12 protein-coding genes and 4 pseudogenes are annotated in these 17,839 nt (G+C 71.1%); 8 read left to right on the top strand and 8 right to left on the bottom strand.

Going from position 1 to position 17,839, the window contains the following annotated elements:
- Positions 1 to 22 precede the first annotated feature (22 nt).
- The 3 genes from otsB to KQY30_RS20375 form a co-directional block, all read right to left on the bottom strand.
- The gene (otsB, locus tag KQY30_RS20385; RefSeq protein WP_217308067.1) at positions 23 to 868 is read right to left on the bottom strand and encodes a trehalose-phosphatase; all 846 of its coding nucleotides are present in this window, start codon (positions 866 to 868) and stop codon (positions 23 to 25) included.
- A 370-nt stretch (positions 869 to 1,238) separates the two neighbouring features.
- Complete coding sequence (locus KQY30_RS20380) at positions 1,239 to 1,514, bottom strand: DUF3263 domain-containing protein (protein WP_217308066.1); 276 nt, start codon at positions 1,512 to 1,514, stop codon at positions 1,239 to 1,241.
- A 24-nt stretch (positions 1,515 to 1,538) separates the two neighbouring features.
- Positions 1,539 to 2,774, bottom strand: a complete 1,236-nt coding sequence (locus KQY30_RS20375) for an ABC transporter substrate-binding protein (RefSeq protein ID WP_217308065.1) — start codon at positions 2,772 to 2,774, stop codon at positions 1,539 to 1,541.
- A 295-nt stretch (positions 2,775 to 3,069) separates the two neighbouring features.
- On the opposite strand from KQY30_RS20375, the pseudogene KQY30_RS20370 reads away from it, so the two are divergent.
- The 5 genes and pseudogenes from KQY30_RS20370 to KQY30_RS20350 form a co-directional block, all read left to right on the top strand.
- Positions 3,070 to 3,981: pseudogene (locus KQY30_RS20370) on the top strand (ROK family protein); the annotation flags it as partial.
- 722 nt (positions 3,982 to 4,703) lie between these two features.
- Positions 4,704 to 5,858: an N-acetylglucosamine-6-phosphate deacetylase gene (nagA, locus tag KQY30_RS20365; RefSeq protein ID WP_217308063.1), complete on the top strand. Its 1,155-nt coding sequence runs from the start codon at positions 4,704 to 4,706 to the stop codon at positions 5,856 to 5,858.
- A gap of 323 nt (positions 5,859 to 6,181) precedes the next feature.
- A pseudogene (locus tag KQY30_RS20360) lies at positions 6,182 to 6,397 on the top strand (PfkB family carbohydrate kinase); the annotation flags it as partial.
- Between the two features lie 525 nt (positions 6,398 to 6,922).
- A pseudogene (locus KQY30_RS20355) lies at positions 6,923 to 7,621 on the top strand (1-phosphofructokinase family hexose kinase); the annotation flags it as partial.
- Positions 7,622 to 7,712: 91 nt separating this feature from the next.
- Positions 7,713 to 8,813, top strand: coding sequence for a class II fructose-bisphosphate aldolase (locus KQY30_RS20350; RefSeq protein ID WP_217308062.1), 1,101 nt, complete (start codon positions 7,713 to 7,715; stop codon positions 8,811 to 8,813).
- Here KQY30_RS20350 and KQY30_RS20345 read toward each other — a convergent pair.
- On the bottom strand, positions 8,794 to 9,831 hold the full coding sequence (locus KQY30_RS20345; RefSeq protein ID WP_217308061.1) for a CBM35 domain-containing protein: 1,038 nt from the start codon (positions 9,829 to 9,831) through the stop codon (positions 8,794 to 8,796). The genes KQY30_RS20350 and KQY30_RS20345 overlap by 20 nt on opposite strands.
- Positions 9,832 to 10,176: 345 nt before the next feature.
- Entirely contained in the window at positions 10,177 to 11,925 is a 1,749-nt protein-coding gene (gene cdgB, locus KQY30_RS20340; protein WP_217308060.1) for a diguanylate cyclase CdgB, read from the bottom strand.
- A 533-nt stretch (positions 11,926 to 12,458) separates the two neighbouring features.
- On the opposite strand from cdgB, the pseudogene KQY30_RS20335 reads away from it, so the two are divergent.
- A pseudogene (locus KQY30_RS20335) lies at positions 12,459 to 12,973 on the top strand (flavin reductase family protein).
- A 281-nt stretch (positions 12,974 to 13,254) separates the two neighbouring features.
- Here the strand turns inward: KQY30_RS20335 and arfB are convergent.
- Positions 13,255 to 13,686: an alternative ribosome rescue aminoacyl-tRNA hydrolase ArfB gene (arfB, locus tag KQY30_RS20330; RefSeq protein WP_046506243.1), complete on the bottom strand. Its 432-nt coding sequence runs from the start codon at positions 13,684 to 13,686 to the stop codon at positions 13,255 to 13,257.
- Between the two features lie 201 nt (positions 13,687 to 13,887).
- On the opposite strand from arfB, the gene KQY30_RS20325 reads away from it, so the two are divergent.
- Positions 13,888 to 14,463, top strand: coding sequence for a TerD family protein (locus KQY30_RS20325; RefSeq protein WP_217308059.1), 576 nt, complete (start codon positions 13,888 to 13,890; stop codon positions 14,461 to 14,463).
- Positions 14,464 to 14,681: 218 nt separating this feature from the next.
- Here KQY30_RS20325 and KQY30_RS20320 read toward each other — a convergent pair whose 3' ends face one another.
- Complete coding sequence (locus KQY30_RS20320; RefSeq protein ID WP_217308058.1) at positions 14,682 to 16,178, bottom strand: M1 family metallopeptidase; 1,497 nt, start codon at positions 16,176 to 16,178, stop codon at positions 14,682 to 14,684.
- Positions 16,179 to 16,216: 38 nt separating this feature from the next.
- The gene (locus tag KQY30_RS20315; protein WP_254407240.1) at positions 16,217 to 16,882 is read right to left on the bottom strand and encodes a Uma2 family endonuclease; all 666 of its coding nucleotides are present in this window, start codon (positions 16,880 to 16,882) and stop codon (positions 16,217 to 16,219) included.
- A gap of 226 nt (positions 16,883 to 17,108) precedes the next feature.
- On the opposite strand from KQY30_RS20315, the gene KQY30_RS20310 reads away from it, so the two are divergent.
- Complete coding sequence (locus KQY30_RS20310) at positions 17,109 to 17,606, top strand: hypothetical protein (RefSeq protein WP_217308057.1); 498 nt, start codon at positions 17,109 to 17,111, stop codon at positions 17,604 to 17,606.
- Positions 17,607 to 17,839 lie beyond the last annotated feature (233 nt).

Below are 17,839 nucleotides of genomic sequence, written 5' to 3'. Positions count from 1 at the left end.
AGGGGGGCCGGGCGAGGCCGGGTCAGTCCATGGCCCGGGCGAGGGAGGCGAGGTAGTCGGCCAGGGAGGCGGGGCCGGGGAGGCGGAGGTCGGCCCGCGCGGACAGTTCGGGGACCTCCGAGCCGCTGCAGATCAGCAGGCCGGGGTGGCCGTCGGAGCGGAGTTTCTCGACGGCCGCGTAGGCGGGGAGATCGCCCAGGTCGTCGCCCGCGTAGAGGACGGTTCCGGCGCCCGTCTCACGGACGTACTCCAGCAGCGCCACGCCCTTGTCCATGCCGGGCGGGCGCAGTTCGAGGACCATGCGGCCCGGTTCGACGATCAGGCCGTGGCGGGCCGCCAGTTCGGCCAACGGGTCGCGCAGGGCGTCGAAGGCGGCCTGGGGGTCGGTGGCGCGGCGGGTGTGGACCGCGACCGCCTGGCCCTTCTCCTCTATCCAGGTCCCGTGCCAGGCGCCGAACCGCTCCAGGAATCCGGGGAGTTCGGCACGGACGGCCGCGACGCCCTCGTGCGGGGCGGGGGTACGGACGGTGCCGCTGACGGCGTCCCAGCGTTCGGCGCCGTAGTGGCCGAGGACCACGAGGTGTTCCAGGCCCGGCACTCCGGCGAAGCCGCCGTACCGCACCGCGACCCCGGCCGGACGGCCGGTGATCACCGCGACGGACGCGACATGCGGGGCGAGGGCGGCCAGCGCGGGGACGGCGCGCGGGTGGGCGCGGGCCTGTTCGGGGTCGGGGACGATGTCGGCGAGGGTGCCGTCGAAGTCGAGGGCGACGACCGCTTCGCCGGGCCGGGCGAGAAGCGCGGCGAGGCCGTCGGCACCGGCGGGTGTGGTGGGTTCCGGCAGGGGGAGGGGGTACGGGTTGCCCATGCTCCTGAGCGTATCGGCGGGGACGCCACGGCCGGTACGAAACGGTGAGCCCGGGCTGCCCCGGGGCCTTGTCCTCAATCGCCGGACGGGCTGGATTCGGCCGGGCGGCAACTTCGACTGCGGGGCTGGATCCTGGCGGGGTCAAGCGATTCGGGTGCCGGGCGGGATCTGGCCGGCCAAGCGCCTCGGCCACCGGGCGGGCCCTGGCCAGGCCAGGTGCCCCGGCCAGCCGGGCGGGCCGTGGCCGGGCTCGGGCCGGAAGCCCGGTGCCGACCGGACAGGCAGAGATACGTGCCACACGACGCCGGGCCAGGCGCTCCGGCCGCCGGCGGGACCGAGCCGCGCCCCGCCACGGGCGCACAGGCCCGTGTCAGCCCTCTCGGCTTTCTCGTTTTTCTGCTCTGATTCTGCGCAGCCGATTCACCGTCACCGGGTCGTGTTCCGCCGCCCTCGGGTCGTCCAGCAGCGCTCCGAGGAGCTGGTAGTAGCGGGTCGGGGAGATGCCGAGGTCCTCCCTGATCGCGCGTTCCTTGGCGCCCGGGCCCGGCCAGCCGCGCCGTTCCACCGCGAGAACGGCGCGGTCCCGCTCGGACAGCCCGGCGCGCTCAGGGACGGGATCAGGCGCGGGATCAGGCGTCGCGGTCATATCCCCGACACGCTACCCCGGCCGTCACTCCGACGTCTCCGCCGCCGTCGCGTCCCGCGCTATCCGCCCCAGGACCGCCGCCGGATTACCGCCCGGCTCGACCGCCTTGCCGATGTTGTCCTTGATGTCCTGGCTGACACCGCCCCAGGACCTCTTGCCGGACGGATACAGCTCCGAGGTCGGCAGCACCGTCTGGAACGTGGCCAGGTCCTTGTACGCCGTGTCCGCCGCCATCGCCTCGTTCGCGCTGTACGTGACCGGCAGCAGGTCGTACTGCCCGACGAAGTCGAGAACGTTCTTGTCCTCGAACACGAAGTCCAGGAACGTACCGATCTCCTTGCCGTGCTTGTTCTGCTTGAACGCCATCATCCAGTCGGCCACACCCATCGCCGGCTTGGGCTTGCCGTCAATACCCGGCAGCGGCAGGATCCCGACGTCGATGCCCTCCCGCTCCGCATCGAGAAGCAGCGTCGGATGCCCGTTCAGCATTCCGACCTGGCCGCTCGTGAACGCCTTGAAGGCAGTGGTCCTGTCGAGTTTCGACGGGGCGACCGGGCCGGTCAGCTTCTCCTCGACGAGGTTCTTCTTGAGCCACTCGAAGGTCTTGACGTTCTGGTCGGAGTCGATGTCGTACGAGTCGTCGGCATTGTTCGTATAGCCGCCCCCACCGCTCAGCAGCCAGATCATCGTCTCGCCCTGCGCCTCCTCCGAGCCGAGGGGAAGCGCGATGGGGGTCGTCACACCGTTCGCCTTGAGCGCCTCGGCGTCGGTCTTGATGTCGTCCCAGTTCTTGGGAGCGCTCACACCGGCCGACTTGAACAGCTTCTTGTTGTAGAAAAGCAGCCGGGCGGAGGCTATGAAGGGCAGCCCGTACTGGATGCGGTTGACCTTTCCGGCATCCGAGAGCTGGGCCAGGAAGTTCGCCTGCGTGGGTACGGACAGCACCTCGTCGGCGGTGTAGAGCAGGTCGTCCTTGGCGTAGTCGGCGTACGAGCCGATCTGCGCGATGTCGGGAGCGCGGCCCTTCTTCACCATCTCGGCGACATCGCGGTCGACGGTCTTCCACGAACGGACATCGACATCGATCTTGATACCCGGATGCTTGGACTCGAATTCCCTGGCCAGGGTCGCCCAGTATTTGTCGGACCGGTCCGACGAACCGTTGCCGTAGTCGGCGGCCACGAGCTTCAGGGTGACGTCCCCCGAGCCTCCCGTGCTGCCACAGCCTGCCAGCGCCATTGTCATGCCAAGTGCGGCCATGGCCGCCGTCGCTCCCCGAAAGCGCTGCTGCACAGCTCTGTTCCGCCTCTGTTCTTCGGTGATCCCTCATGAGGTCCTGCTACGGATCAGTGATTTTCCCCTATCCGGAGGTTTACGGTCCACGCAGTGCCGGTTTCGCTTCGGCAACGTCTGCGCCAAGAGCGGACGCACGTCCGGGCCAAGAGCGGACCGGCCCACGAAGGGCATCGGCATTTGCACCGGCGTTTGTATGGGCGGGCAACAATCCAGGACAGTGGACTAGACCTTTCATGGGTCCACACGCGAGACTGTCCGCGTGAGACACGTCATCGCCCTGGATGTGGGCGGCACCGGAATGAAAGCCGCCCTGGTCGGGGCGGACGGCGCGCTGCTGTACGAGGTGCGGCGCGCGACCGGCAGGGAGCGCGGCCCCGACGCCGTCGTCGAGACCATCCTCGCTTTCGCGGCCGAGCTGCGCGCGTACGGCGCCGAGCACTTCGGCGAGAGCGCTCTCGCGGCGGGCGTCGCGGTCCCCGGGATCGTGGACGCGGAGCGCGGTGTCGCGGTGTACGCGGCGAACCTCGGCTGGCGCGACGTACCGATGCGCGATCTGCTCGCGGCCCGGCTCGGGGGCGTACCGGTCGCGCTCGGGCACGACGTACGGACCGGGGGTCTCGCGGAGGGGCGGCTCGGCGCGGGCCGCGGCGCCGACCGGTTCGTATTCGTACCGCTGGGCACCGGGATCGCCGGGGCCATCGGCATCGGCGGCGCGATAGAGGCCGGGGCGCACGGGTACGCGGGCGAGATCGGGCATGTCGTGGTGCGCCCGGACGGACCTGAGTGCGGCTGCGGGCAGCGGGGCTGTCTGGAGACGCTCGCCTCGGCGGCGGCGGTGAGCCGCGCCTGGGCGGCGGCGAGCGGCGACCCGGCGGCGGACGCGGCCGACTGCGCGAAGGCGGTGGAGTCGGGCGACCCCGAGGCGGTACGGGTCTGGCGCGACGCGGTCGACGCGCTGGCGGCGGGACTGGTCACCGCGCTCACCCTGCTCGACCCGCGCACCCTGATCATCGGTGGCGGTCTGGCCGAGGCAGGAGAAACATTGTTCACACCGCTGCGGGCGGCGGTCGAGGAGCGGGTGACGTTCCAGAAACTGCCCGAAATCGTCCCCGCGGCCCTGGGCGACACGGCGGGCTGCCTGGGCGCGGGCCTGCTGGCCTGGGACCTGCTGAAGCGGGACGACCAGGCCTCGAAGGACCGGCCCCGGGAGGACCGGGCCCCGGAGGCTCAGGTCCGGGAGGACCGGTCCCCGACGGATCAGGTCCCAACGGCCGAGGCCGAGGCCCGGGCGGACGGGGTCCGCGCGGGCGGGTCGTCCGCGTCCGGGGCCGGGCCTGCGGCGGACGGCCGGTCTACGGCCGGGGCCAGGCCTGCGGCGGACAGCCAGTCCGCAGGCGGGGTCGCGCCCGCAGCGGACGGCCGGTCTACGACCGAGGCCGGGACTCCAGCGGACAACCAGTCCGCGGGCCACAGCCCGACCGCGGCGAACAGCCAGTCCACGGCGGGGGCCGAGACTGTGGCGGACAGCCAGTCCGCCGCGGGCAGCCGGACCGTGGCAAACAGCCGGTCCACGGCCGGGGTCAGGCCTGCGGCAGACAGCCAGTCCGCAGGCCACAGCCCGACCGCGGCGGACAGTCGGACCACGGCCGGGCCTGGGCCGGACAGCCGGTCTGCGGCCGAGACCAGGCCTACGGCGAACAGCCCGTCCACGGCCGAGGCCGGGCCCGCAGCGGACAGCCAGTCCGCAGGCGACAACCCGACCGCGGCCGACGCCGCTCCGGCTGATCGTCGGCCCACCGCCGGGCCGCTCCGCGGCGGTGGCGGACCGTCCGTCGCCGGCGTACCCATCCCCCATCCCCCCACCGACCCACTCGTCCCGGAGGTGAGCGCCTGATGGCCGCTCGTGCCGAATGCACCGTTCTCGCCGGCGCCCGCGTGGTGCTGCCCACCGGGATCGTGGAGGGCGGGCGGGTGATCGTCGACGGGCGCCGGATCGCGGGCGCCGCGCCGGACGGCGCCGCCACGCTGGATCTGTCGGGCCACTGGCTGGTCCCCGGTTTCGTGGACATGCACAACCATGGCGGCGGCGGTGCCTCGTTCACCTCCGGCTCCGTGGACGACGTCCTCACCGGCATCCGTACGCACCGCGAGCACGGCACCACCACGCTCGTCGCCTCCACCGTCACCGGCGAGGCCGACTTCCTCGCCCAGCGCGCGGGCATCCTCTCCGAGCTGGTCGAGCAGGGCGATCTCGCGGGCATCCACTTCGAGGGCCCCTTCATCTCCCCCTGCCGCAAGGGTGCCCACAGCGAGGCGCTGCTGCGCGACCCCGACCCGGCCGAGGTGCGCAAACTGCTCGACGCGGCACGCGGTACGGCCCGGATGGTGACCCTCGCCACCGAACTCCCCGGCGGTATCGACTCCGTACGCCTGCTGGCCGAACACGGCGTGATCGCCGCGATCGGGCACACGGACGCGACGTACGAGCAGACCGTCGAGGCCATCGAGGCCGGGGCGACCGTCGCGACGCACCTCTTCAACGCCATGCCGCCGCTCGGGCACCGCGCGCCCGGGCCGATCGCCGCGCTGCTGGAGGACGAGCGGGTCACCGTCGAGCTGATCAACGACGGTACGCATCTGCACCCCGCGGCCCTGGAACTGGCGTTCCACCGCGCGGGCGGGAGCCGGGTCGCCTTCATCACGGACGCGATGGACGCGGCCGGCTTCGGCGACGGGCTCTACCAGCTCGGCCCGCTGGCCGTGGAGGTCAAGGACGGTGTGGCGCGGCTGGTGGAGGGCGGTTCGATCGCGGGCTCCACGCTGACGCTGGACACGGCGTTCAAGCGGGCCGCGACGGTCGACCGGCTGCCGGTCGAGGACATCGTCCAGGCGATCTCCGCCAATCCGGCGAAGCTGCTGGGCGTGGACGACCGGGTCGGCTCGCTGGAGCCGGGCAAGGACGCGGATCTGGTGGTGCTGGACGCGGACTTCTCGGTCAAGGGCGTGCTGTACAAGGGCGATTGGATCGTCGAACCCCGGCTGGGCTGATCCGGGCCGGGCCCGGCTGATCCGAGCCGGGCTGATCCCCGAGCCGGGCTGAGGCCGGGTGGATTCCGGGCCCGACTCATCCGGGCCGGGCTTTCCCGCCGACCGCCGACCGCCGTCCCCGGACCGACTTCCGGTCGGGGACGGCGGCTGCCCAGGGTGCAGGGGACGGCGGGGCCGCCCGGGACATCGCGGACGACGGCTGCGCGAGGTCTGGGCCAACCGCTTTCTTTTTGACATGATCGCTCCGGTAACTCCGGTAACGGGTAATCGGCAACAGGCAATCGGCAGCAGGCCGAGCAAGCGCATTCCCCGGGGGTGTGACGGTGATCCTGACGGTGACGCTCAACACCGCGCTGGACATCACGTACCGCACCTCCGCACTCGTCCCGCACACCACCCACCGCGTCAGCGAGGTCATCGAGCGCCCCGGCGGCAAAGGCTTGAACGTCGCGCGGGTGCTGGCGGCGCTGGGCCACGAGACGGTGGTGACCGGGTTCGCGGGCGGCCGTACGGGCGATGTCCTGCGGGAACTGCTCGCGGGCGCGCACCATGGCGCGGGCTCCGGATACAGCACGGGCCACGGACCGGCGTACGGCTCCGGATACGGATGGGCCCACGGCCCGGGCGTGGACGGACGGCGCGGCGGCGCGGGCTACGGCCCCCGGCGCGCCGACGCGAGGCACGCCCCTGGAACAGGCACCGGCTCCCGGCACGGTACGGGCCCCAGAGCCCGGCGCGGCCCCGGCGCGGGACCGTTCGCCGGCCCGGGCATCGGTCAAGGCGTCGGTACGGGCGCCGACGGCCGGCATGGCCGGAGCACCGACCCCGACCACACCGGTACGGGTACGGAGAGCCCGAGCCCGCCCGCCTCCGGCCCGGGCACCGGTCCAAGCACCGGTCCGGAGGGCTCCGCCCCGCCGCAGCCCGCCCAGAACCCGACCGCGGAGCCCGGCGCCCCCGGCCGCGCCCCTGGCACCCCGGGCCGCACCCCCGGCCGCACGCCCGGCACCGGCACCGGCCGTCCCCGCCGCCCCGGCATCGCGCCCGCCCACGTCACCACACGCCCCGTGGACGCCCTCGTACCCATCGCCGGATCCACCCGCCGCACCATCGCCGTCGTCGACGAGACCAGCGGCGACACCACCCAGCTCAACGAGCCCGGGCCGACCGTCTCCGCCGCCGAGTGGAACGCCTTCCTCAGCGGTTACGAACGGCTGCTCGCCGGCGCCGAAGCCGTCGCCCTCTGCGGCAGCCTGCCGCCCGGCATCCATGTCGGCGCGTACGCCGAGCTGATCCGCCGGGCCCGGGGCGCGGGCGTGCCCGTACTGCTCGACACCAGCGGCGAGCCCCTGCGCCGCGGTGTCGCCGCCCGCCCCGATCTGGTCAAGCCGAACGCCGACGAACTCGCCGGGCTCACCGGTTCCCGCGAACCCCTGCGCGCCGCCAGGGACGCCCGCCGCCGCGGCGCCCACGCGGTCATCGCCTCCCTCGGCCCGGACGGCATACTCGCGGCCACCCCGGACGGCGTCTGGCAGGCGGTTCCGCCCGCCCCGGCGAAGGGCAACCCGACGGGCGCGGGCGACTCGGCCGTGGCCGGACTGCTCTCGGGCCTGGTCGAACAACTCCCCTGGCCTGCCAGGCTCAGCCGCGCCGTCGCCCTCGCCACGGCAACGGTCCTGGCCCCGGTCGCGGGCGAGTTCGACCCCGAGGCGTACGAGGAACTCCTCCCGCGCGTCACCGTCACCGAACACCCCCCGGCGTGAACCCGGCTTCCCCAGCAGGGCTCCACAGCGGCACACCGGCATATCGGCACAACAGCACACAAGCACACAAGCACAACGGAACTGAGGGCCCATGCCACTCGCCAGCACCGGAGAACTCGTCACGGCCGCCGCTGCCGCCGGCCACGGCATCGCCGCCTTCAACGTCATCACCCTGGAGCACGCCGAAGCGATCGCGACGGGCGCCGAGCGGGCCGGCGCCCCCGCGATCCTCCAGATATCGGAGAACGCGGTGAGGTTCCACGGCGGCGAGCCGCGCGCCATCGCCGCCGCCGCGGTGGCAATCGCCCACGCCTCCTCCGTACCCCTCGCCCTCCACCTGGACCATGTCGAGTCGGCTGACCTGCTGCGGGCCGCGCCCGGTGCGGGCTTCAGCTCGGTGATGTTCGACGCGTCGAAACTGCCGTACGCGGAGAACCTCAGGGCCACCGCCGACGCCGTGCGCTGGGGCCATGAGCAGGGCATCTGGGTCGAGGCCGAGCTGGGCGCGGTCGGCGGCAAGGACGGCGACCCGTCCCCGAGCGAACCGCCGCCGGGGGAACCCTTCCCGGGCGAACCGTCCGCCGACAAATCGCAGCCGGGCGTACCGTCCCCGAGCGCACCCTCCCCTGGCGAAAGGTCCCCGGGCGAAAGGTCCCCCGGTGAGTCGCCGCTGACCGCACCCGCCCTCGACGCTCACGCCCCCGGTGTCCGTACGGATCCGGCAGAGGCCGCCGCCTACACCGCCGCGACCGGAGTGGACGCGCTGGCGGTCGCGGTGGGCTCCTCCCACGCGATGACCCGTCGTACCGCCGCCCTGGACCACGCCCTGATCGCCGCTCTGCGCGCGGCCGTCCCCGTACCGCTCGTCCTGCACGGCTCCTCCGGCGTCCCCGACGAGGAGATCCGCCGGGCGATCGCGGCCGGCATGGTCAAGATCAACGTCGGTACGGCCCTGAACGCGGCCTTCACCGGTGCCGTACGGGAGTACCTCGCGGCCCGTCCCTCGGTGGTCGACCCCCGGAAATACCTCGTCCCGGCTCGCGAGGCGATGGCCGGGACGGTGGCGGGTTTTCTACGGGTGGTCGGTCCTCAGACAGAGGCCCCTCGAACAGCGGTCCCTCGGTCGACCGTCGATCAGATGGCCGTCGATCAAGTGACCGCCGATCAGGCCGTCAGCCCTTCGGAGGCGTGACTTCCAGCCAGTCGAGAATGGCGTCGCACTGGTTGCCCTGCTCGCAGGAGATCTTGATGGTGTTCTCGCCCGCCTTGAGGTCGACCGGCGCCCAGGTGGTCTGCCAGTTCTTCTCCCAGTTCGGGTCATTCGAATGGATGAAGTTCTTCAGCCCGATGGGGTTGGAATTGGCCTCGCCGTTGACGGTCAGCGTCGCGTTCGCGTCTTTGGCCGGGATGGCGTAGCGCACCGACAGGGCGTACGAACCGGCCTTCTCGATGTCCGCGGTCCACGTCACCGACGCGCCGACGGCGTTGAAGCCCGTCACATACGAACCGTTCGTGCCCTCGGCGCCCTTGATGTCCGTAGCGAGGGCGGCCGGCGGTCCCAGCTTGAGGGTCGCCGCGTCCTGCTTGGGAAGCTGGATGCCCTTGTCGGACTGGTCGGACGCGGCGTCGCTCGGCTTGTTGTCGTTGCCGTCGGCCGGCTGGGACACGGGAGCCGAGGCGCCGTCGGTCGGGGCCGCGTCGTTGTTCTCCTTGTCACCGCCGCTGGAGAGCACCGCGGCCGTGATACCGATCACGACCACCACGACGACCGCGATCGCGCCGATCAGCAGGCCCTTGGTGTTGGGACCGCCACGGCCACCGCCGCGCGAGGCCGGCACCTGGCGGGTGGTGGCACCGCCGGGGTGGGTCTCGGGGGCCGCGTAGTGCGCGTTCGACTGCTGACCGTAGGGCGCCTGGCCCTGGCCGTACGGTGCCTGCTGCCCGTACGGAGCCGTCGGCTGCCCGTACTGCGGCTGCTGGCCGTACTGCGCCTGCTGCGGCGGGACCTGCTGCTGTCCGTACTGGCGCTCGCCGACCGTCCTGACCTGGTTGTACGACGTCCTGGGCACGCCGGGCTGCGCGGTCGGCCCGGGGTAGCCATAGCCGCCCTGGCGCCGCTGACTGCCGCCCTGCGCCTGACCGTCCTCGTACAGATAGCCGAACGGGTCTTCGTCCTCGGGCGTGCTCGCGCCGTTGTTCCCGGCCGTCATCCCTGGGTCACTCCTTACCATCTCGCCAGCGTCGCCGACCGGCCGAGCCTACCCCGAATGAGTAAGCCCATGGACGGGCGTTGACTGAGAGCAGCCACTGTGCCGCCCCTGGGTGAACAACGCGTCGCGGGCATGTCGCAGCCCTGTCCCGGATACATGCCGGACGGCCTTCGGGCACCCGGAAATGCCGTACCCCGGCCCGTGCCCCAAGCCAGTGTCCCGGCCCGTGTCTCGGCCCGCGTCCCAGCCCAGGCCCCAGCCCGCGTCCCAGCCCAGGCCCCAGCCCGCGTCCCAGCCCAGACCTCGGCTCGGCTTCCCACCCTGCGCTTCCTGCCCCGCACGGAACTATCCGGCCCTCCGGTGGACCGTCTTGCGCGACCGCTTCTCCACGTACATCCGCTGGTCGGCCGATTGCAGGACTTCCTCCACGGACATCCCGCACGCCGCCCAACTGATGCCGAAGCTCGCGCCGACCCGGACCGCGCGCCCGTCGACCCTGATCGGCGGGATGATCGCGTTCCGCAGCCGTACGGCGAGATCCGCCGCGTCCGCCGCACCCAGGCCGTCCGCGAGGACGACGAATTCGTCACCGCCGAGCCGGGCCACCGTGTCACCGTCCCGCACCCCGGTGGTCAGCCTGCGCGCGACCTCGATCAGGACCGCGTCGCCGGTGTTGTGGCCGAACCGGTCGTTGATGGACTTGAAACCGTCGAGGTCGCAGAAGAGGACCGCGAGGCCCTTCGTACCGTCGTCGGTCTCGCCGTCGCCGGTGGGCGCGACCATGTGCACATGGTGGTCGAAGCCTCCGCCGCCGGCCGCGCCGCCGGAGCCCGGCCCGAGGGCGCCGCGGACCCCGCCGCGCAGACCGGCCTGCTCCTCGTACCCGTCGTATCCCTCATAGCCCTCGTACGCGTCGTACCCCGGCTCGTACAGGACCGTGCCGTCGTACCCGCCGTACGCCGCGTCCAGGGCCTCGACCGCGGTCTCGCGCAGGGCGTGGGGGCGTGAACAGAGCCGGGAGCTGAGGCGGGAGCGCAGCTCCGCGCTGTTCGGCAGGCCGGTGAGGGAGTCGTGGGAGGCGCGGTGGGCGAGCTGGAGCTCGCGGCTCTTGCGCTCCTCGATGTCCTCGACATGGGTGAGCAGGAAGCGCGGGCCGTCGGTGGTGTCGGCGACCACGGAGTTACGGAGCGAGACCCAGATGTACGTGCCGTCACGGCGGGCGAGGCGCAGCTCGGCCCGGCCGCCCTCGGCGGACGTACGCAGCAGGGTGCCGATGTCCTCGGGGTGGACCAGGTCGGAGAACGAGTAGCGGCGCATCGCGGAGGCCGGGCGGCCCAGCAGCCGGCACAGCGCGTCATTGGTCCGCAGCAGCCGCCCGTGCTGGTCCCCGCCCATCTCGGCGACGGCCATCCCGCTCGGCGCGTACTCGAACGCCTGACGGAAGGATTCCTCACTGGCCCGCAGCGCCTGCTGTTCGCGTTCGAGCCGTACGAGAGCGCGTTGCATATTTGCTCGGAGGCGGGCGTTACTGATCGCAATCGCCGCCTGGGACGCGTACATCTGGAGGGCTTCCTGTCCCCAGGGTCCGGGGCGGCGGCCACCGCGCGGCCGGTCGACGGAGATGACCCCCAGCAGTTCCTTGACGCCGTCCGAGGCCGCCGCCCGCGCGTACATCGGGGCGTAGAGACGGTCCTGCGGGTGCCACTCGTCCTCGAAGCGGGGATCGGGGCCCTCGGTGTACCACTGCGGGACGTCGTCCTCCAGCAGCACCCAGCCCTCGGTGTGGGGTATGAAGCGCAGCTCGCCCCAGCACTCGCCCATGGAGAGACGGCGGTCCCAGGAGCCTCGCGAGCCGACCCGGCCGGTGATCAGCGCCTCGGCGGCGGCACTGCCGGAGAAGGCGGCGACGACCAGGTCACCGTCGGCCTGTACGACATTGACGCAGGCCAGTTCGTAGCCGAGACCGCCGACGACTCCGTCGGCGACGGCCTGGAGAGTGTCCGCCAGGCTGCGGGCGACGTTCAGTTCGGCGACGGCCTGGTGCAACTGCCGCAGGGTCGCAAGACGGACGTACGGCTCCGACTCGGTCTCCATTGTTCGCTCTCCCCGAGACCTCGACAGCAACTCCAGGATTCTCATCGGCTCTCGTGTTGCATTCTCATCGCCACTGAATCACAGCGAGCTGTGCGCCCGGTACACAGGGTCAACAAATACCCCACACTGTGACTCAAGTCACATGATCAGATGACCGGGAAGAGTGCCTGTTGAGAGCGCTCCCCAGGTTTTCGGAAAGCAAATTCCGTGGGCGTGTCGCACATGCGCCCCGAGGGGGCGGTCCGTGTCGGGCCCTGGCTCGGCGCCGTTGCCGTAGCCATCGCCACTGCCGATGAGTGTGCCGGTGCCGGTGCCGGTGGGCGCCGTTACCGGTGCGCGCCGGGGACCCGGGGCCGGTCCCGCTGGACCCGGGCCTGTCCCGCTGGTCCTAGGACCGGTCCTGGTCCGGTGGCCCGATGCGGGGCGGCGGCGGACAAGGTTAGCGTTCGGCCGTGTCCCAGTCCCAGGCGACCCCCGCTTCCCGTACCGAGGCCCCCGCTCCCCACGCCGAGGCCTTCCCCCATGCTGAGGGGGTGAGCAACGACGAGTTCCGCGCCGCCCTGTCCCGGCTCGCCGCCGGCGTGGTGCTGGTGACGGCGTACGAACCGCCCTTGAGCCCGGAAGGACCGCGCGGCGAGAACGCCGGGATGACGGCGACCGCCTTCATGTCCGTCTCCCTGGACCCGCCGCTGGTGCTGGTGAGCGTACGGAACGGCTCCCGCATGGACGACCTGCTCGCCGAACAGCCCCTGTGGGCCGCCTCCTCCTGACGGAGAGCCAGCGGCACATCGCGGGGCGGTTCGCGATGAAGGGGCGGATCAGCGACCGCCTGCTGTTCGAGGACATCCCGTACCGGCGCGGCGAGGCGAGCGGCGCCCCGCTGATCGGCGGCGCGCTGGCGACCCTGGAGTGCCGTACGGAACAACGGGTGGAGGCGGGCGACCACACCCTGGTCATCGGCCGCGTCCTGACGGCGGAACTCCCGAGCGCGGAGGGCGGCCCGCTGATGTACTTCAAGGGCCGCTACCGGCAACTGGGGCAGGGGTAGGCCCTGTACGGCGGTGTGCGCACGGGCAGGTGCGGGGGCTGAACACCGGGCAGATCAGACCGCACGAACGCGGCAGGGTGCGGCACGGGCTGGTACGCGGGCTGAGCGCCGGGCGGGTCAAGCGGTAGGGGCACGGCGGACGGGCTGAGCGCCGGGCGGGTCAGACCGTACGGGCATGGCGGACGGGCTGAGCGCCAGGCAGGTCACCCCGTACGGGCGCAGCAGGCGGCGGGGTTGCGCGCCGAACCGGCGCCGGCGCCGGGGTTGCGGCCCTCGCGCCGTTACGACCAGTCGCGGCCCGTGCGGCCGCGCTTCGTCTCCGCCCGCTGCTTCTTCTCGCGCAGCCGGCGCTCATTGATGCCGCGTGGGATCTTCGTCTTCCGGCGGGCCCGCGGCGGCGGGGCCGTCGCCTCGGCCAGCAGGGACGCCAGCCGTACCGCCGCCATCTCGCGGTTGCGCCACTGTGAGCGGTGCTCCGAAGCGCGTACGGCGATCACACCGCCCACCAGCCGGTTCGCGAGCCGCTCCAGCGCACGGTCCTTCCAGACCTGCGGCAGCGCCTCCGTCTTCGCGAGGTCGAAGCGCAACTCGACCTGCGAGTCGCTGGTGTTGACATGCTGTCCGCCCGGCCCCGACGAGCGCGAGAAACGCCACATCAGCTCGGCCTCCGGCAGGGAGACCGAACCGCGGATGACATACGGAGGCCCGGACATGCCCCCATGGTCGCGTGCCCGCGCCATTCGCGTCACCCCCTTTTCGCCGCGCCCGTCGGTCCGTACCCGCGCGCTGTCCTCCCTCCGGGTAAAGAAAGTAAAGAGGCGCGGAACCTCTCGGTCCTCTGCCCGCGTTATGTCGGGTGACGGTAACTTCGGGACGACCCGAAGCCCGCACACGACAACGAAAGGGACATCCCCATGGCTGTAAGCCTGTCCAAGGGCGGCAACGTCTCCCTCACCAAGGAGGCACCGGGCCTGACCGCCGTCACGGTCGGCCTCGGCTGGGACGTCCGTACGACCACCGGCACCGACTTCGACCTCGACGCCTCGGCCATCGCGGTGAACGGAGGCGGGAAGGTCGTCTCCGACAGCCACTTCGTCTTCTTCAACAACAAGTCGACGCCCGACCAGACCATCGTCCACACCGGTGACAACCGCACGGGCGCGGGCGAGGGCGACGACGAGGCGATCAACGTCAATCTGGCGGGTCTGCCGGCCGATGTCGACAAGATCGTCTTCCCGGTCTCCATCTACGACGCCGAGACCCGCAGCCAGAACTTCGGCCAGGTGCGGAACGCGTACATCCGCATCGTGAACCAGGCCGGCGGCAGCGAGATCGCCCGTTACGACCTGAGCGAGGACGCCGCGACCGAGACCGCGATGGTCTTCGGCGAGCTGTACCGCAACGGTGCGGAGTGGAAGTTCCGCGCCGTCGGCCAGGGCTATGCCTCAGGCCTGGTGGGCATCGCCACGGACTTCGGCGTCAACCTCTGACGAAGCTTCTGACAGCGGCTTGTGACGGCTGCTTCTGACGTCGTGACCAAGCTCTGAGCGCGACTCGGTCGGCTGGCCCCGGGCCTCCCCCGGGGCCGGCCGACCGGGCGGTCAGCGGAGCGGGTCAGCGGAGTGGTCAATCTGGCTGATCAGTCCGGCCGGTCCGTCTCGCAGGTCCGTCTGGTCGGTCCGTCTGGCTGGCTGGCCGATCTCGCCGGTCAGTCGAGCGGGGGCCTGTCGTCGCCGTACAGCCACGCGTCCCAGATCGCGCCGAGATCGCGGCCCGACTCCCGCTCCACGTACGCCGTGAAGTCGTTGGTGTCGGCATTGCGGTAGCGGTAAGTCTCCAGCCAGCCGCGCACGATACGGAAGAAGGCCGCGTCGCCCACGGCCTCCCGTACCCGGTGGACGACCATCGCGCCACGCCCGTACACCGGAGCGTTGGAGATATGCGCGGCGGAGGGCGGTTCCGCAGGCGGAAACGCCCAGTTCTCGTCGTCCTCGTAGGCCTCTTCGAAACTCTGCCGCACCGGAATCTTCTCGGTGTGCTCGGCCCAGAGCCATTCCGTGTACTCCGCGAACCCCTCATTGAGCCACATGTCGCGCCAGGACTTCGGGGTCACCGAATTCCCGAACCACTGGTGGGCCATCTCATGCACCAGCGTCGCGACGCTGGTGGGACCGGGCAGGAAGGGCCGGTTCTGGGTCTCCAGGGCGTATTGGGAATCGCCCTTGCGCCCGATGATCACGCCGGTGGAGGAGAAGGGATACGGCCCGAAGGTCTTCTCCTGCCAGGTGACGATGGCGGGAAGCTCGGCGAGGAGCCGCGCGCTGTCGGCGGCGACGGAGGGATCGACGGCGTTGTAGATGGGCAGCGGTGTTGAACCCTGGTCCGCGGTCCTGGCCGCCTTGCCGGTCTCCCCGGCTTTTCTCTCGGCTGTCTCCCCGACCTTCTGCGCTTTCCCAGCCTTCTCGGCCTTCTCGGCCTTCTCGGTCCGTACGGAGGCCTCGGTCTTGTACGGGCCGATCGCGACGGTCGCCAGATAACTGGCCATCGGCTGCGCGGAGTGCCACACGAAGGAGGTGCGGCCGTCCTTTGTGTCCTCGCTCCTCAACTCACCGTTGGAGACGGCTTTCTGCCCCTCCGGCACGGTGATCCGGATGTCGTACGACGCCTTGTCGCTGGGGTGGTGATTGCCCGGGAACCAGGCCATCGAGCCGGTCGGCTCTCCCAGCCCGACCGCCCGCTGCCCCGACACCAGCCAGCCTTCATGCGACTTGTCGGGATCGACGATCCGCCGCGGTACGCCGGAGTAGCGGACGACCGTACGAAAGGTGTCGCCGCGCGCCACATCGTCGCGGGGCCGCAGGGTGAGTTCCGAACCGGCACGGTGGAGCGCGGCGCTGTCGCCGTCGACGGTCACGGAATCGACCCGCATCCCCGCGAAGTCGAGATTGAAGGCGCTCAGATCCTGGGTGGCCCGGGCGGTGATCTCGGCGATGCCTTTGAGCCGGCCGGTGGAGGGCACGTAGTCGAGGGTCAGCCCGTAGTGCTGCACGTCATAACCGCCATTGCCCAGCCGAGGAAAATAAGGATCCCGCACCCCAGCACTCCCCGGACGCCCCCGCACCTCACCCTCACCGGCACAGCCACTGAGAACAACAAGGATGAGAGGAAGAAGAAAAGCCAGGGGCACACCGAGCCACTTGTCCACCCCCCGATCCTAGGCGCCCCCGGTCCCGGCCGCCCGGCTCAGAACTCGCCGGTGTCCAGTTCGAACCCGAGCGGCTCGGGAAGCGGAACCGGCTCGGACAGCTTGTACGGAACCTTGCGCTTGTAATCCTCGCCGAATGGCATTGTGCACAGCACGGCCTGATCGGCTTCCCTGTCGATCAGGAGGTAGACGGGAATACCTGCGCGGGCGTACCCGCGGATCTTCTTGACCCGGTCGTTGTCACCGGTCGAGCGCGAAGTCACCTCGGCGATCAGAAGCACGGGCGCGGGATCGTGGTACTCCGACGCGCTTGCGAAGCTTCCCTTCGGCGCAATCACCAGGTCGGGCACCACCTTTCCGGTAACCGATGCACCCGGGACATACAGCCCGATTCCGCAATAGCTCCGCATCTGCGGATTCTTACGGCGTACTGTCACCTGAACCGTCATCTCAGCGACGATTTCTTCGTGTTCGCCGTTGGCGGGAGGCGCCACGTGGATCTCCCCTTCGACCAATTCCACGCGCCACCCCACCGGGGCAGCCGCACTGAACACGTCGAAGGCCGCTTCTACTGACATCGCCGGGATCTTTCCCTTCATCTGTCGCAGCATCCGCATGTAATCGACTTCGCCGCCCTCGGTTTCGTACGGCTCATCGGGCTCGTACGACTCATAAGGCTCGTATTCGGAAACAGGCAGTGCCACGGCGGACCTCCTTCGTGCAAGCGACACTGCCAGCCTAGGCCGCACAGCAGGAAAGGAAACCGCAATCCTTCACTCGAACGTGCGAACGGTGACGTTTCTGCAGGCCAGGGGCTTGCGAGCCGATCCGCACCGCGCGGCCGGGGGCAGTGGGCGGGCGCACGGAGGTGACCGGTGGGGTGCGCGGGGTGGTCGGGGTGGTGCGGGGTGGGCGTGGGAGCATTGGGGGGTGCTTGACATTGGGTATTCCCTCTCCCGGCGCTTTCCCGATCCGCCCCAGACCGACTACCGGCTCGCGGATGTTCAGGCACTGCGGCACGACCTGTTCTGCGGGGACGTCTATCTCGCGGACACCAAGGCGGACCGTGAGGTGTCCACCGCCTGGGGATGGGTGCCGGTGCTCGACTTCGCGTGGGCGCTGTGCGACATCGTCGAACAGCTCGATCTCGACCCGCGGGGCAGCCGCGCGGCGACGCCGCAGTACGCCGAGCTGGACTTCACCGAGTCGTCCGACCGGATGCTCTTCGAGCGGCGGTTCGGCTGGGTCGATGTGGAGGCCGACTGGATGCCGGGCGACGAGCCCCCGCTCACCTTCAGCCACCGGCTGCTCCGCCGCGAGGCGCGCGACTTCCTGCACGATCTGATCGCGGACCTGGCCGACATGCACGAAGGCCTGGCCGACAACCCGATCGTGTGGGACCTCCAAGCCCGCTTCCCCCGCGTGTGACCCGCCTCCCGCCCGTCTCCCGCCCCGTGTCCCGTTCGCCTGCTGACCTGTCTTCTGACCTGCGCGGGTACGGGCTTGCCAACAGGCCTGTACGAGGGCGGCGCGCGGCCCGTCACCCACCCCCTACAGGCCCTCCACCGCGGGCACCCGACGGCCACACACCCCTTGCATCGTTTTCCTGATCGTCAGGCGTACATCCCCGGCCTCCGGGCAGACGAGAAGTGCCGGGGCAG

This window comes from Streptomyces sp. GMY02 (assembly GCF_019056675.1).
GTDB classification, from domain to species: domain Bacteria; phylum Actinomycetota; class Actinomycetes; order Streptomycetales; family Streptomycetaceae; genus Streptomyces; species Streptomyces odonnellii.
Note: the sequence above shows the minus strand (reverse complement) of the source record. Positions and strands in the feature narration are given on the sequence as shown.

Coding starts and splice junctions, on each gene's coding strand:
- otsB (WP_217308067.1), bottom strand. CDS start 868: ATGGGCAACCCGTACCCCCTCCCCCTGCCGGAACCCACCACACCCGCC.
- KQY30_RS20380 (WP_217308066.1), bottom strand. CDS start 1,514: ATGACCGCGACGCCTGATCCCGCGCCTGATCCCGTCCCTGAGCGCGCC.
- KQY30_RS20375 (WP_217308065.1), bottom strand. CDS start 2,774: ATGGCCGCACTTGGCATGACAATGGCGCTGGCAGGCTGTGGCAGCACG.
- nagA (WP_217308063.1), top strand. CDS start 4,704: ATGGCCGCTCGTGCCGAATGCACCGTTCTCGCCGGCGCCCGCGTGGTG.
- KQY30_RS20350 (WP_217308062.1), top strand. CDS start 7,713: ATGCCACTCGCCAGCACCGGAGAACTCGTCACGGCCGCCGCTGCCGCC.
- KQY30_RS20345 (WP_217308061.1), bottom strand. CDS start 9,831: ATGACGGCCGGGAACAACGGCGCGAGCACGCCCGAGGACGAAGACCCG.
- cdgB (WP_217308060.1), bottom strand. CDS start 11,925: ATGGAGACCGAGTCGGAGCCGTACGTCCGTCTTGCGACCCTGCGGCAG.
- arfB (WP_046506243.1), bottom strand. CDS start 13,686: ATGTCCGGGCCTCCGTATGTCATCCGCGGTTCGGTCTCCCTGCCGGAG.
- KQY30_RS20325 (WP_217308059.1), top strand. CDS start 13,888: ATGGCTGTAAGCCTGTCCAAGGGCGGCAACGTCTCCCTCACCAAGGAG.